The sequence below is a fragment of the Allobosea sp. genome (genome assembly GCF_030695125.1).
Lineage (GTDB): Bacteria > Pseudomonadota > Alphaproteobacteria > Rhizobiales > Beijerinckiaceae > Allobosea.
Genome location: NZ_JAUYTP010000028.1, coordinates 37656 through 50997 on the forward strand (window position 1 = coordinate 37656; position 13342 = coordinate 50997).

The 13342-nt window shown below is 69.5% G+C and carries 11 protein-coding genes; all 11 read left to right on the top strand.

The window, feature by feature from the left end; genetic code table 11:
• Window positions 1-9 precede the first annotated feature (9 nt).
• The 11 genes from Q8S38_RS08060 to Q8S38_RS08110 all read left to right on the top strand — a co-directional run bounded on the left by Q8S38_RS08060 (window position 10) and on the right by Q8S38_RS08110 (window position 13319).
• Complete coding sequence (locus tag Q8S38_RS08060) at window positions 10-330, top strand: PepSY domain-containing protein (protein WP_305679907.1); 321 nt, start codon at window positions 10-12, stop codon at window positions 328-330.
• A 39-nt stretch (window positions 331-369) separates the two neighbouring features.
• Complete coding sequence (locus tag Q8S38_RS08065) at window positions 370-1038, top strand: response regulator transcription factor (protein WP_069054503.1); 669 nt, start codon at window positions 370-372, stop codon at window positions 1036-1038.
• Window positions 1039-1047: 9 nt separating this feature from the next.
• Entirely contained in the window at window positions 1048-2424 is a 1377-nt protein-coding gene (locus Q8S38_RS08070) for a sensor histidine kinase (RefSeq protein ID WP_305679908.1), read from the top strand.
• 77 nt (window positions 2425-2501) lie between these two features.
• Window positions 2502-3605 carry a c-type cytochrome biogenesis protein CcmI gene (gene ccmI, locus Q8S38_RS08075; protein ID WP_305679909.1) on the top strand — a complete coding sequence of 368 codons (1104 nt, stop codon included), beginning with the start codon at window positions 2502-2504 and terminating at the stop codon, window positions 3603-3605.
• A 41-nt stretch (window positions 3606-3646) separates the two neighbouring features.
• On the top strand, window positions 3647-4132 hold the full coding sequence (ccmE, locus tag Q8S38_RS08080; protein ID WP_305679967.1) for a cytochrome c maturation protein CcmE: 486 nt from the start codon (window positions 3647-3649) through the stop codon (window positions 4130-4132).
• A 7-nt stretch (window positions 4133-4139) separates the two neighbouring features.
• Window positions 4140-6125 carry a heme lyase CcmF/NrfE family subunit gene (locus Q8S38_RS08085; RefSeq protein ID WP_305679910.1) on the top strand — a complete coding sequence of 662 codons (1986 nt, stop codon included), beginning with the start codon at window positions 4140-4142 and terminating at the stop codon, window positions 6123-6125.
• A gap of 5 nt (window positions 6126-6130) precedes the next feature.
• The gene (locus Q8S38_RS08090; RefSeq protein WP_305679911.1) at window positions 6131-6625 is read left to right on the top strand and encodes a cytochrome c-type biogenesis protein; all 495 of its coding nucleotides are present in this window, start codon (window positions 6131-6133) and stop codon (window positions 6623-6625) included.
• 153 nt (window positions 6626-6778) lie between these two features.
• Window positions 6779-7963 carry a Do family serine endopeptidase gene (locus Q8S38_RS08095; protein WP_305679912.1) on the top strand — a complete coding sequence of 395 codons (1185 nt, stop codon included), beginning with the start codon at window positions 6779-6781 and terminating at the stop codon, window positions 7961-7963.
• A 176-nt stretch (window positions 7964-8139) separates the two neighbouring features.
• Complete coding sequence (locus Q8S38_RS08100) at window positions 8140-8823, top strand: response regulator transcription factor (RefSeq protein ID WP_305679913.1); 684 nt, start codon at window positions 8140-8142, stop codon at window positions 8821-8823.
• A complete protein-coding gene (locus Q8S38_RS08105; protein ID WP_371125855.1) occupies window positions 8807-10351 on the top strand; it encodes a sensor histidine kinase in 1545 nt (514 codons plus the stop codon). Before Q8S38_RS08100 ends, Q8S38_RS08105 begins: the two co-directional genes overlap by 17 nt.
• Before the next feature lie 13 nt (window positions 10352-10364).
• The gene (locus tag Q8S38_RS08110; RefSeq protein ID WP_305679914.1) at window positions 10365-13319 is read left to right on the top strand and encodes a bifunctional [glutamine synthetase] adenylyltransferase/[glutamine synthetase]-adenylyl-L-tyrosine phosphorylase; all 2955 of its coding nucleotides are present in this window, start codon (window positions 10365-10367) and stop codon (window positions 13317-13319) included.
• Window positions 13320-13342: the final 23 nt, after the last annotated feature.

Sequence of the window (13342 nt, forward strand, 5' to 3'; positions counted from 1 at the left end):
GATTAGCCGATGTCGATCATGCCCGTCGAAACGCTCTTTGCCTTGTCGCTCCTGGTCGCCCCGCTGCCGATCGTGACGATCGACAGCCAGGACCCCATGTCCTGCCTGTCGGCCGACGAAACGCGCGACATGGTCGCCGACGGGCGGGTGATCCAGCCGGCGCTGGCCTCGCGCCATGCCCGCCAGGCGGCGCCCGGCGAAGTCGTGCGCATCCGGCTCTGTCGGCAGGGTGACGACTATGTTTATGTGGTGACGACGCTGAAGCGCGATGGTCGCGTCGCCCGCGTGACGCTCGAGGGCCAGTCGGGCAAGGTCGGCACGATTCGCTGATCGCCTCAGCCATAACACCGCCAACAGGAGCTGCCCGCCGTGAGATTGCTCGTCGTCGAGGACGACAAGGACCTCAACCGCCAGATCGTCACCGCGCTGGAGAATGCCGGCTATGCCGTCGACAAGGCCTTCGATGGTGAGGAGGGCCTGTATCTCGGCGAGACCGAGCCCTATGACGCGGTCATTCTCGATCTCGGCCTGCCCAAGGTCGACGGCGTTGCCGTGCTGCAGGGCTGGCGCCGCGCCGGGAAGACGATGCCGGTCCTGATCCTGACCGCGCGCGACCGCTGGAGCGACAAGGTCGGCGGCTTCGATGCCGGCGCCGACGACTACGTCACCAAGCCGTTTCATGTCGAGGAGCTGCTGGCGCGGGTGCGGGCCCTGCTGCGCCGCGCCGCCGGGCATGCGACCTCCGAGCTGGTCTGCGGTCCCGTCAGGCTCGACACGCGTGCGAGCCGCGTCGTCGTCGACGGCAACCCGGTCAAGCTGACCTCGCATGAATACCGGCTGCTGGCCTATCTGATGCACCATCAGGGCCGGGTCGTCTCCCGCACCGAGCTTGTCGAGCACCTCTACGACCAGGATTTCGACCGCGACTCGAACACGATCGAGGTCTTCGTCGGGCGCCTGCGCAAGAAGCTCGGGGTCGAGGTGATCGAGACCGTGCGCGGCCTCGGCTATATCTGCGCCGCTCCCGCCAAGGTCTGATGGCGACCGATGCCTTTCCGGTCGCATCGCTACTCGCTCGGCGCGCGGCTCTTCATCTCGGCGGCGGTCTGCTGCGCGCTCGTGCTGATGCTGGCGGGCTTCGGCCTGACCACCTTCTACCGCCGCTCGGCTGAGCGCGGCTTCGACGAGCGGCTCAGTGTCTACATCAAGGAACTGATCGCCGATCTCGCCGCCCCGCCGGAGACCGAGAGGCAGGCCATCGGCGACCTCGGCGAGCCGCGCTTCGACCTGCCGCTGTCGGGCTGGTACTGGCAGATCATCCGCCTCGATGGCGAGCGGCCGAGCATTCGTGCCTCGCGCTCGCTCGTCGGCGGGCAACTGCCCAAGCTCCTCGACCAGCCGATCGCTCCCAATGCGCGCGGCATCCGCGAAAGCTACATTTCCGGTCCCGACGATCGCTCCCTGCGGATCCTCGAGCGCGAGATCGATGTCGGCGAGGATGGGCGCTTCACGGTCGCGGTTGCGGCCCCCTCCGACGAGATCGACGCCGATATCCGCGATTTCCGCCTCGCCTTGACCATGACCTTCCTGCTGCTGGGGCTCGCCCTCGTCGCCTCCACCATCGTGCAGGTCCGCTTCGGCCTGCGCCCCCTGGTGCGCCTGGGCGCCGCCGTCGGGATGGTGCGCACCGGCGAGACGCCGCGCATCGTCGGCGAGTATCCGCCCGATCTTGCGCCGCTGGCGGGCGAACTGAACCTCCTCATCGACGCCAACCACGAAATCCTCGATCGCGCCCGCACGCAGGTCGGCAATCTCGCCCACGCCCTCAAGACCCCGCTCAGCGTGATGATGAACGAGGCCGAAGCCGGCGAGGGCCCGTTGCCGCAGACCGTCAAGACGCAGGCCGCGATCATGCGCGACCAGGTTCAGTACTATCTCGACCGGGCCCGGGCCGCGGCGCTGTCGGGCGCACTGGGCGGCGTCACCGAGGTTGCGCCTTCCCTCGACGCCCTGATCCGGACCTTCACCAAGATCTCGCAGGGCAAGGGCATCGTCGGTGGGCATGATGTGCCGGCGAGTCTGCGGTTCCGCGGCGACAGGCAGGATCTTGAGGAAATGCTTGGCAATCTGCTCGACAACGCCTTCAAATGGGCCGATGCGACGGTCACGGTTTCGTTGGAGAAGACGCCGGGCGACAAGCCGGGCCGGATGGTTCTGCTGATCGACGACGATGGGCCCGGCCTGCCCGACGACGCGCAGGCCGACGTGCTCAAGCGCGGGCGGCGCCTCGACGAGGCGACGCCCGGTTCGGGACTGGGGTTGTCGATCGTGGTCGATCTCGCCAAGCTCTATGGCGGAGAATTGTCCCTGCGCCGCTCGCCGCTGGGGGGGCTGCAGGCTCGCCTCGCCCTGCCGTCGGTCTGACCAAAGATGCGTGCGCGTGACCCTTTGTCGCCATATTCGGACATGAAGCGGAGCCGATCTTTGGCTAAGAGCTTTGCATGCTGATCTGGATTATCTTTGCGGCTTTGACGGGGGCGGCGGTTTTCGCCCTGCTCTGGCCGCTCGGCCGCGACCGGGCCACCGCCTTCGCCGATGGCGCCGACGCGACCAGCCTGTACCGCTCGCAGCTCGGTGAGATCGAGCGGGACATGGCGCGCCGGCTGATCGGGCCGGTCGAGGCGGAGTCCGCGCGCGCCGAAGCGGCGCGGCGGTTGCTGCGGTCGTCGAGCGACGAAGTCGGGCCGTCGGGCGAGACCGAAGCCTCGCTGCGCCGACGCCGCGCCAGTTCGGCGCTCGCGCTGTCGTGCGTGCCGCTGCTCGCGCTTCTGGTCTATGGCGCCTATGGCTCGCCGGGCAATCCCGACCAGCCGCTCTCGGCCCGCCTCCAGGCTGACCCGGCGCGGCAGGATTTCGCCCTGGCCCTGGCGCGCATCGAGACGCATCTCGCCGCCAACCCGTCCGACGGAAAGGGCTGGTCCGTCATCGCGCCGGTCTACCTGCGCCAGGCCCGCTACGACGAGGCCGCAAACGCCTTCGCCGCGGCGATCCGTCATGGCGAGGCGAGTTCCGAGGCGCATGCGGGGCTCGGCGAGGCGCGTTCGCTCGCTGCCGGTGGAGTCGTCACGGCCGCGGCCCGCGACAGCATGGTCGAGGCGCTCCGCCTCGACCCGAAGAACCCGCGCGCCCGCTTCTTCCTCGCCATCGGCAAGGAGCAGGATGGCGATGCGCCGGGTGCGATCCTGGCCCTGCGCGCGCTGCTGGAAGACGCCGGGCCCGACATGCCCTGGACTCAGGCCGTCAGGCAGCGTCTGGCCCGCCTCGAGGCCGAGGCCGCCGGCGGCGGCGTCGCCGCCTTGCCGCCGGCCGAGCAGCAGGCGGCGATCCGCGCCATGGTCGACGGCCTGGCCGAGCGCCTGAAGGCCGGGGGCGGCACGCTGCCCGAATGGACGCGCCTGATCCGTTCGCAGGTCGTGCTCGGCGACAGGGCGGCCGCTCGCGCTGCGCTCGTCACCGCACGGGATCGCCTGTCGCAGGAAGCGGCGGCACGCGCCGCGCTGGACGCACTCGCCGTCGAACTCGCGCTCAAGGAGACCGCGCCGTGACCGCTGTCGAACCCGCGCGGCCCATGGTCGCCAAGCGCCGGATGACCCGCAAGCAGCGGCGCCTCGTGCTGATCGGTGCGGCTGGCGGCGTGCTCTGCCTGGCCGCCGGCCTCGTCCTGTTCGCGCTGCGCGATACGATCGTGTTCTTCTACGGTCCCACCGAGATCGCCGAGAAGGGCGTGGCTCCCGGCACGCGCATGCGCCTGGGTGGCCTGGTCGAGGAGGGCTCCGTGGCTCGCGGACCCGGCCAGCGTGTCGCCTTCACGATCACCGACAGCCGTACCGCGATGAAGGTGACTTATGAGGGCCTGCTGCCCGACCTGTTTCGCGAGGGCCAGGGTGTCGTCACCGAGGGCGTCTTCCAGGGTGGCAACCAGTTCCGCGCCGACACCGTCCTCGCCAAGCATGACGAGAATTACATGCCCCGCGAGGTGGCCGACACGCTGAAAAAGCAGGGCCATTGGCAGCCCGGTGAAGCCGGCGCATCCGCGCCGCAGGCCAAGCCAGCCCCGCAGGCTTCCCCTTGAGGCGCTCATGATCGTCGAAATCGGCCATTTCGCACTCGCTCTCGCGCTGGGCGTCGCCGTCGTGCAGTCGCTCGTGCCGCTCTGGGGCGTCGCGCGCCATGACCGGGCGCTGGCGAGCGTCGGGTCGGCGGCGGCCATCACCTGCTTCCTGCTCGTGTCGGTGTCCTTCACCGCGCTGGTCATTTCCTATGTGCGCTCGGACTTCTCGGTCGAGAATGTCGTCGCCAATTCTCACTCCGCACAGCCGCTGATCTACAAACTCACCTCCGTCTGGGGCAATCACGAAGGCTCCATGCTGCTCTGGGTGCTGATCCTGACGCTGTTTGGCGCTCTGGTCGCGCTCTCGCGTCGCTCCTTGCCGTTGCGGCTGCGCGCCGGCACGCTGGCGGTCCAGGGCATGGTCACGGTCGCCTTCCTGGCCTTCACCCTGCTGACGTCGAACCCTTTCCGCCGGATGATCCCGGCCCCGGCAGAGGGCCAGGATCTCAACCCGATCCTCCAGGATCTCGGCCTCGCGATTCATCCGCCGCTGCTCTATGTCGGCTATGTCGGGTTCTCGATCACCTATGCCTTTGCCGTCGCGGCTCTGATCGACGGGCGCATCGACGCGGTCTGGGCCCGGGCCGTGCGGCCCTGGACGCTGCTCGCCTGGGTCTTCCTGACGCTGGGCATCGCGATGGGCTCCTACTGGGCCTATTACGAGCTGGGCTGGGGCGGCTGGTGGTTCTGGGACCCGGTCGAGAACGCCTCGCTGATGCCCTGGCTGGCCGGCACCGCGCTGATCCACTCCACGGTGGTGATGGAGAAGCGCGACGCGCTCAAGGTCTGGACGATCCTGCTCGCGATCCTGACTTTCTCGCTCTCGCTGCTGGGGACCTTCATCGTCCGCTCCGGCGTGCTGACCTCGGTGCACTCCTTCGCGACCGACCCGGCCCGCGGGCTTTTCATCCTGATGATCCTGGTCTTCTTCGTCGGCGGTTCACTGGCCCTGTTCGCCTGGCGTGCGCCGCTGCTGCGTCAGGGCGGCCTGTTCGCGCCGGTCTCTCGCGAAGGTGCGCTCGTCGTCAACAACGTCTTCATCGCGACCGCCTGCGCGACGGTCTTCATCGGCACGCTCTATCCGCTCGTGCTCGAGATGGTGACCGGCGACAAGATCTCGGTCGGTCCGCCCTTCTTCAACGCCACCTTCATTCCCGTGCTGGTGCCGCTACTGCTGGTGCTGCCCTTGGGCCAGTCGCTCGCCTGGAAGCGCGGCGATCTGCTTGGCGCGGCGCAGCGGAATTTCGCCGCCTTCGGTCTGGGGATCTTGGTGGCGCTGGCGACGATCGCGATGACCTGGGGCGGTCCCGTGCTGGCCCCGCTCGGGATCGGGCTCGGCGTCTTCCTGGTGGCCGGGGCCTTCTTCGATCTCGGCGAGCGGATCGTCACCCGGGCCAGCGGCTGGTCGGCTGTGCTGTCCCGCGCCAAGGGGCTGCCGCGTTCGGCCTGGGGCACGGCGCTCGCCCATGCCGGCGTCGGGCTGAGCGTGATCGGTATTGCCGCCGTCGCCTGGAGCACGGAAGGGATCGGCGTGCTGAAGCCCGGCGAGCGCCTGACCAGCGGCCGCTACACCGTCGTGCTGGAATCGATCCTGCCCCGCAAGGGGCCGAATTTCACGGCCGAGGTCGCGCGTTTCCAGGTCTTCTCGGGCAACCGCGAACTGGCGCCGATGGAGGCGGCCAAGCGGATCTACACAGCCCGGGCGATGCCGACCACGGAGGCCGGCATCCGGACCGACGGCTTGAGCCAGGCCTATGTCGCGCTCGGCGAACCGCAGGGCGATGGCGCCATCGCGGTCAGGCTCTATGACAAGCCGCTGATCCTGCTGATCTGGATCGGCGCGATCGTGATGTCGCTGGGCGGGGCGCTGTCGCTGACCGACCGGCGCTTCCGGCTGGGCGCGCCGCGTCGCAGCGCGCCGGCCCAGTCCGCAGCCGTGCAGCCGGCGGAGTGAACGCGATGCGCCGCGCCGCCTCGTCTCGCCGGCTCCTGTCACGCCTGCTTCTGGCCGTCCTGCTCAGTGCCGCCTCGATCGCGCCGGCGGCGGCCGTCCAGCCTGGCGAGATCCTGCCCGATGCGGCGATGGAGCAGCGCGCCCGCGCGATCTCCTCGGAGCTGCGCTGCCTCGTCTGCCAGAACCAGTCGATCGACGATTCCGACGCGCCGCTCGCCAAGGATCTGCGCGTGCTGGTGCGCGAGCGGCTCGTCGCCGGTGACAGCGACACCGCCGTGCGCGATTTCGTCGTCGCCCGCTACGGCGATTTCGTCCTGCTGCGGCCCCCGTTCAACGTCAGGACGGTGATGCTCTGGGTCGCGCCCTTCCTGATCCTGCTGGCGGCGCTGGGGTTCATGTGGCGCCGGGGCCGGGCGATGCCTGCGCCGTCGAGCGCCGCCCCGCTATCGGAGGAGGAGCGCCGGCGGCTCGCGCGCCTGCTGGGCGACGAGGCTCCCTGAACCCAGGCTGTCCTGAACCCAAGCTGCCGCCTCGGAAACATTTCGTTACCTTACGAAATCGTCATCTTCGGGCGAAATCGGCGTAAGGCGGCGCCCGCCATGGTCCTCGTCACGAGCAGGGAAGGCCCTGCCGCTGATTTCGAGGTTCTCGCCATGACGACCCAGACCACCCCCTCCCGGTCCATCCTGAAGCGCGCCGCGCTGCTCGCCGGTGCGGCCACCCTCGGCATCGGCCTTGCGGCCGGCCTCGCCGACGGCGCCCTGAAGTTCGACCACCCCGCTTTTGCCCAGCCGATCCAGCTCTCGGGCGTCCAGACCCAGCTTCCCTCCTTCGCCGACATGGTCGAGAAGGTGAAGCCCGCCGTCGTCTCCGTCCGCGTCAAGCAGAAGATCGACGGCGCGCAGGACGACGACGGCCAGGGCAGCCTCGACGATCTGCCGCCCGGCCTGCGCCGCTTCTTCGAGCAGCAGATGCCGCGCGGCGCCAATCCCGGCCGGCCGCAGCCGCGCCAGGGCATGTCGCAGGGCTCGGGCTTCTTCGTCAGCCAGGACGGCTATGTGGTGACCAACAACCACGTCGTCGACAAGGCCGCCGAGGTCCAGCTGGTCACCGACGACGGCAAAACGCTGAACGCCAAGGTCATCGGCACCGATCCGCGCACCGATCTCGCCTTGCTCAAGGTCACCGAGAGCGGCAGCTACCCATTCGTGCAGCTCGCTCCGGGCAAGCCGCGCATCGGCGACTGGGTGCTGGCGGTCGGCAACCCCTTCGGTTTGGGCGGCACGGTCACGGCCGGCATCGTCTCGGCGCAGGGCCGCGACATCGGCTCGGGTCCCTATGACGACTTCCTGCAGATCGACGCGGCCGTGAACCGCGGCAATTCGGGCGGGCCGACCTTTAACCAGAAGGGCGAGGTCGTGGGCGTCAACACCGCGATCTTCTCGCCCTCGGGCGGGAATGTCGGCATCGCCTTCGCGGTTCCCGCCTCGACGGTCGAGCAGGTCGTCGCGGCGCTGAAGAAGGACGGCAAGGTCTCGCGCGGCTTCATCGGCGTCCAGATCCAGCCGGTCACCAGCGAGGTGGCCGACGCGATCGGCCTGAAGGAGCCCCACGGCGCCCTCGTCGCCGCCGCCGAGAAGGACGGCCCCGCCGCCAAGGCCGGTATCCGGCGCGGCGATACGATCCTCTCGGTCGATGGCCAGGTGATCAAGGATGCCCGCGATCTGTCTCGCAAGATCGCGACCTACGCACCGGGCTCCAAGGCCAAGATCACGGTCTGGCGCGACGGCAAGGAGCGCGAGATCAGCTTCGAGGTCGGCCGCCAGCCGGCTGCCTGATCTCGAACCTCACAGCCGGGATGCCGCCCCTCTCGGGTCGGCGTCGCGGACAAGGCAAGGCGCGTGTTCTTCCGGCAGCAGTCGCCCCCACGCCGGGAGGCCAGCCTTCACCGCGGCAGGCCGGATGCGTATCGTCCGGCCTGCCGTTTTCGCGTCGAATGGGCTAGGGTCACGTCATGAGACTGCTGATCGTCGAAGATGATGCTGAGGCCGCGGCCTATCTGACCAAGGCCTTCCGCGAGGCCGGCCATGTCGCCGATCATGCCGGGGACGGGCTCGAAGGCTATGCGATGGCCGAGGGCGGCGGCTATGACGTGCTCGTCGTCGACCGCATGCTGCCGCGTCTCGACGGCCTCTCGCTGATCCGCTCGCTGCGCGAGCAGAAGGATGCGACGCCCGCCCTGATCCTCTCTGCCCTGGCCCAGGTCGACGACCGCGTGAAGGGCCTTCGCGCCGGCGGCGACGACTACCTGCCCAAGCCCTACGCCTTTTCCGAACTGCTCGCCCGCGTCGAGGTTCTCGCCCGCCGCCGCGGCGCGCCAGCCTCCGAGCCCACGACCTACCGCGTCGGCGATCTCGATCTCGACCGCCTGGCCCATCGCGTCACCCGCGGGGGCACCGAGATCTTGCTGCAGCCGCGCGAATTCCGGCTGCTCGAATATCTGATGAAGCATGCCGGCCAGGTGGTCACCCGCACCATGCTGCTGGAACATGTCTGGGATTATCATTTTGACCCCCAGACCAACGTCATCGACGTGCATGTCAGCCGGCTGCGCGCCAAGGTCGACAAGGGCTTCGAGCATCCGATGATCCACACCATCCGCGGCGCGGGATACATGGTCCGTGACACGCAACGCTGATCCCGCGGCGGGCGCGTCGCCGCGGCCCGCACAGCGCTTTTTGCCGAACCTGTTCCGGACGACGGCGTTCAAGCTGACGGCGGTCTATCTCGTCGTCTTCGCGCTTTTTGCCGGTGTATTGCTCGGCTATGTCGCCTGGAACGCCAAGCGCCTGCTCGACGACCAGATCCGCTCGACCATCGACGCCGAGATCCAGGGGCTGGCGGAGCAGCAGCGGCTCGGCGGCATCAGGCGGCTGGTCAATGTCATCGAGCGGCGCTCGGGGGCGCCGGGCGCCTCGCTCTATCTCGTCACCAGCCCGATCGGCGAGCGCATCGCCGGCAATGTCGAGGCGCTGCCGCCCGGCACGCTCGATCGTCCCGGCGAGGCCGAGATCGAATATGCCCGCTCCAGCGATCTGGTCGACAGGCCGAGCCGGGCCATCGTGCGCATCTTCATGCTGCCGAACGGGTTCCGCCTGCTGGTCGGCCGCGATGTCGAGGAGCGCGAACGGCTTGGCATTGTCATCCGCCGCGCCGCGGGGTGGTCCCTGCTCGTGGTCTTCGTGCTCGGCTGCCTGGCGAGCTGGTTCGTGGCGCGGCGCGTGCTCAAGCGCATCGACGACATGACCGGCACCGCCCAGTCGATCATGGCCGGGGACCTCAAGGGCCGTCTCGCCATCTCGGGCACGGGCGACGAGCTCGACCGGCTCGCCCTCAACCTCAATGCCATGCTGGAGCGGATCGGCGAGCTGATGGCCGGCATGCAGCAGGTTTCCGACAACATCGCCCATGACCTCAAGACGCCGCTGACGCGCTTGCGCAACCGCGCCGAGGAGGCGCTGCGCACGGCGAGTTCGCCCGACGAGTTGCGCGCCGCGCTCGACGGTTCGATCGACGAGGCCGACAACCTGATCCGCGTCTTCAATGCGCTCCTGATGATCGCGCGGCTCGAGACGGGCCGCATCCAGGACAGCATGGACCAGGTCGATCTCTCCGAGATCGTCTCCGGCATGGCCGAGCTCTACGAGCCGCTGGCCGAGGAGGCGGGGCTATCGCTCGTCACCCAGGTCGAGCCCGGACTGCGCGTCGCGGGTAACCGCGAACTGATCGGCCAGGCGCTGGCGAACCTCATCGACAACGCGCTGAAATACGGCGAGCCGGCCAAAGGCGGCCGGGCCGTGGTGACGGTATCCGCCCAGCGTGGCGAGGGCGACGTCCTGCTGTCGGTCGCCGACCATGGCGCCGGCATTCCCGAGGAGGACCGCGCCCGCGTTCTCGACCGCTTCGTCCGGCTCGATGCCAGCCGCAGCAAGCCGGGTTTCGGCCTGGGGCTGTCGCTTGCCGCCGGTGTCGTGCGCCTGCATGGCGGCCAGTTGCGGCTGGAGGACAATGCACCGGGCCTGCGCGTCGTCATCGCCCTGCCGGCCGCGCTGCCGAAGGCCGCCGATCCCGCGGCGAACGAACCCAAGCCTGTGGACATGATGGCCTCCACAGCACGTCCCGGCTCGACAGGCGCCCCGAACCCTGTTGGCGTCCCTTCGCTCTGAAGGGGGACGCGGCATGACAGGACGGCTCTGTGACAGGCTGGTGGCAGCGCCGGTTCTCCCGGCGCGCGCCCGTGCCGCGAGCGTCATCGCCAGGGACCTGATCGAGCGCCTGCATGACGAGGCGGCAGCCCAGGCTCTGGCCGCGCATCTCGCCGAGCATCCCCGCTCCGCCGCGCTCGTGGCCGGCATCGTCGCCCATGCGCCCTTTCTCACCCAGATCATGCGGCAGGACCCTGCCGCGCTGCTGGCCTGTCTCACGCAGGATCCCGAGGCGCATCGCGACGCGCTGCTCGCTGACATCGCCGAGCGGGGCGCGGCGGCGACCGATACCGCCGAGCTGATGCGCCTGCTGCGCCGCTTCCGGCGGACGATGGCGCTCCTGATCGCGCTGGCCGATATCGGCGGCGTCTGGAGCGTCGAGACCGTCACGGCGGCGCTCACCGCCACTGCCGACAGCGCGGTGAAACTCGCCAGCGAGCATGTCCTGCGCCAGGCCGCCGATCTCGGCCGCATCCGCCTGGAAAACCCGGCCGCGCCGGGGGAGGGCTCCGGCCTCGTCGTGCTCGCGCTCGGCAAGCACGGCGCGGGCGAGCTGAACTACTCCTCGGACATCGACATCGTCGTCTTCTTCGATCCCGAGGCGGCCGAAATCGCCGGCGTCGCCGAGCCGACGAGCTTCTACGTCAAGCTGACCCAGCAGATCGCCCGTATCATCCAGGAGCGCACGCCCGACGGCTACGTCTTCCGCGTCGATCTGCGCCTGCGGCCGGACCCCGCCTCCACACATGTCGCGGTGCCCTTGCCCTCGGCCTATGCCTATTACGAGACGGTGGGCCAGAACTGGGAACGCGCGGCGATGATCAAGGCGCGCCCCGTGGCGGGCGATCTCGCGCTGGGTCAGCGCTTCCTGAAGGACCTCGCCCCCTTCATCTGGCGCAAATATTTCGACTTCGCCGCGATCGCCGACATCCACGCGATGAAGCGGCAGATCCAGACCGTGAAGGGCCATGAGACCATCGCGGTCGCCGGTCATAATGTGAAGCTCGGGCGCGGCGGCATCCGCGAGATCGAGTTCTTCGTGCAGACGCAGCAGCTCGTCTTCGGCGGGCGGCGCACAACCCTGCGCGGCCCGCGCACCATCGAGATGCTCGCCGAACTGACCAGCGAGGGCTGGATCACGCCGCAGGCGCGCGACGAACTGGCGGAATCCTATCGCTGGCTTCGCACGATCGAGCACCGCCTGCAGATGCGCCATGACGAACAGACGCAGACGCTGCCGAAAGCGGCCGCCGATCTGGAGGCCTTCGCGCGCTTCTGCGGCTACCCCTCGACCGCGGCCTTCGGCAAGGCGCTGACCGCCCATGCCAGGCGCGTCGAGGGTCATTACGCGCTGCTCTTCGAGGAGGGGCCGAGCCTCGCCAGCGAGGCCGGCACGCTCAGCTTCACCGGGGTGGAACTCGATCCCGACACGCTGGAGACGCTGCAGAAGCTCGGCTTCCGCACGCCGAAGATCGCCGCCGAGACGGTGCGCGGCTGGCATTTCGGCCGCCGCGCCGCCGTCACCAGCACGCGCGCCCGGGAGGTTCTGACCGAGCTGACCCCGGCGCTGCTGGTCGCACTCGGCCGCACCGCCGATCCCGACGGCGCGCTCGCCCATCTCGACAATGCCTTCGTGCGGATGCCGGCGGCGGTCGAACTCCTGACCCTGCTGCGATCGCAGGATTCGCTGCTGACCCTCTTCGCCGACATTCTCGGCAGTGCGCCGCGTCTGGCGAAGGTGGCGGAGATCCATCCCCATGTCCTCGACGGTGTGATCGACCCCGCCTTCGGCCAGGCCACGCTCGATTGCGATGCGCTGACCCGCCGCATCCGCAGCGTCGTCGGCTCGCCCCCGCCCAGCGTCGAGGACGGGCTCGACCGTCTGCGCGACGCGGCGCGGCAGGAGAACTTCCTGGTCGGCGCGCGACTGCTCTCGGGCGTCTATCCGGCGCTGGGAGCAGCCCAGGCCTACTGCGCGGTCGCGGAAGCCTGCCTGCGCGTCGCCTTCGCCGACACGCGCGCGGCGTTTGCCGCCGATCACGGCGTTATCGAGGGCGCCCAGAGCGTGGTCATCGGGCTTGGCCGGCTCGGCGCCGGCGAGCTGACGCCGTCGTCCGATCTCGATGTGATGCTGCTCTACGATCGGCCCGAGGAGGCGGAAGCCAGCAACGGCCGACGCAGCCTCGATCCCGTGACCTGGCATGTGCGCTTCACCCAGCGCCTCGTCGCGGCGATGACGGTCCCGACGCGGCGCGGCGCGCTCTACCAGGTCGACATGCGGCTGCGCCCGTCGGGCAACAAGAGCCCGGCCGCGACCCAGTTTTCCGGCTTCGAGGCCTATCATGGCGGGGAGGCCGAGATCTGGGAGGAGATGGCTTTGACCCGCGCCCGCGTCGTCGCCGGCGACCCCGAACTGGGGCAACGGGCCGAAGCCTCGATCCGGGCGATCCTGACCCGTCGGCGCAAGCCCGCGAAGGTCGCCGCCGCGGTCGCGCAGATGCGGGCGCTGATCGCGCAGGAGAAGGGCGAGACGAACGCCTGGGATCTCAAGCTCGCGCTCGGCGGGCTGACCGATCTCGATTTCCTCGCCCAGTTCCTCGTGCTAGCCCATGCCAGCGATCATCCCGGCCTGCTGGTGCGCGACACGGCCTCCGTCTTCGCGGCGGCGAGGGAGGCCGGCCTTCTCGCCGACGTCGATGCGGCGGCACTGGGGGAGGCGGCGAGCTTGATCGGCGATGTTCAGCTCTGGCAGCGCTTCACCGTCGAGGAGGCGTTCGATCCGGCCGCCGTCCCAGCCCGCGTGATGAAGCGCATCGCCACCGCCGTCGGCCGCCCGGACGCCAAGGTGCTGAAAGCGGAGCTCGACGAGGTCAGAACCGGCGTCCGCGCCATCTTCACCCGCATCCTGACGGCCGCCCGTTCCGCGTGACCGCGAAAGGACCGTTGGCGCGG

What these genes read in the sequence shown, in the direction of transcription:
- Q8S38_RS08060 (WP_305679907.1), top strand. Translation starts at nt 10, where the DNA reads ATGTCGATCATGCCCGTCGAAACGCTCTTTGCCTTGTCGCTCCTGGTC.
- Q8S38_RS08070 (WP_305679908.1), top strand. Translation starts at nt 1,048, where the DNA reads ATGCCTTTCCGGTCGCATCGCTACTCGCTCGGCGCGCGGCTCTTCATC.
- ccmI (WP_305679909.1), top strand. Translation starts at nt 2,502, where the DNA reads ATGCTGATCTGGATTATCTTTGCGGCTTTGACGGGGGCGGCGGTTTTC.
- ccmE (WP_305679967.1), top strand. Translation starts at nt 3,647, where the DNA reads ATGACCCGCAAGCAGCGGCGCCTCGTGCTGATCGGTGCGGCTGGCGGC.
- Q8S38_RS08085 (WP_305679910.1), top strand. Translation starts at nt 4,140, where the DNA reads ATGATCGTCGAAATCGGCCATTTCGCACTCGCTCTCGCGCTGGGCGTC.
- Q8S38_RS08090 (WP_305679911.1), top strand. Translation starts at nt 6,131, where the DNA reads ATGCGCCGCGCCGCCTCGTCTCGCCGGCTCCTGTCACGCCTGCTTCTG.
- Q8S38_RS08095 (WP_305679912.1), top strand. Translation starts at nt 6,779, where the DNA reads ATGACGACCCAGACCACCCCCTCCCGGTCCATCCTGAAGCGCGCCGCG.
- Q8S38_RS08100 (WP_305679913.1), top strand. Translation starts at nt 8,140, where the DNA reads ATGAGACTGCTGATCGTCGAAGATGATGCTGAGGCCGCGGCCTATCTG.
- Q8S38_RS08110 (WP_305679914.1), top strand. Translation starts at nt 10,365, where the DNA reads ATGACAGGACGGCTCTGTGACAGGCTGGTGGCAGCGCCGGTTCTCCCG.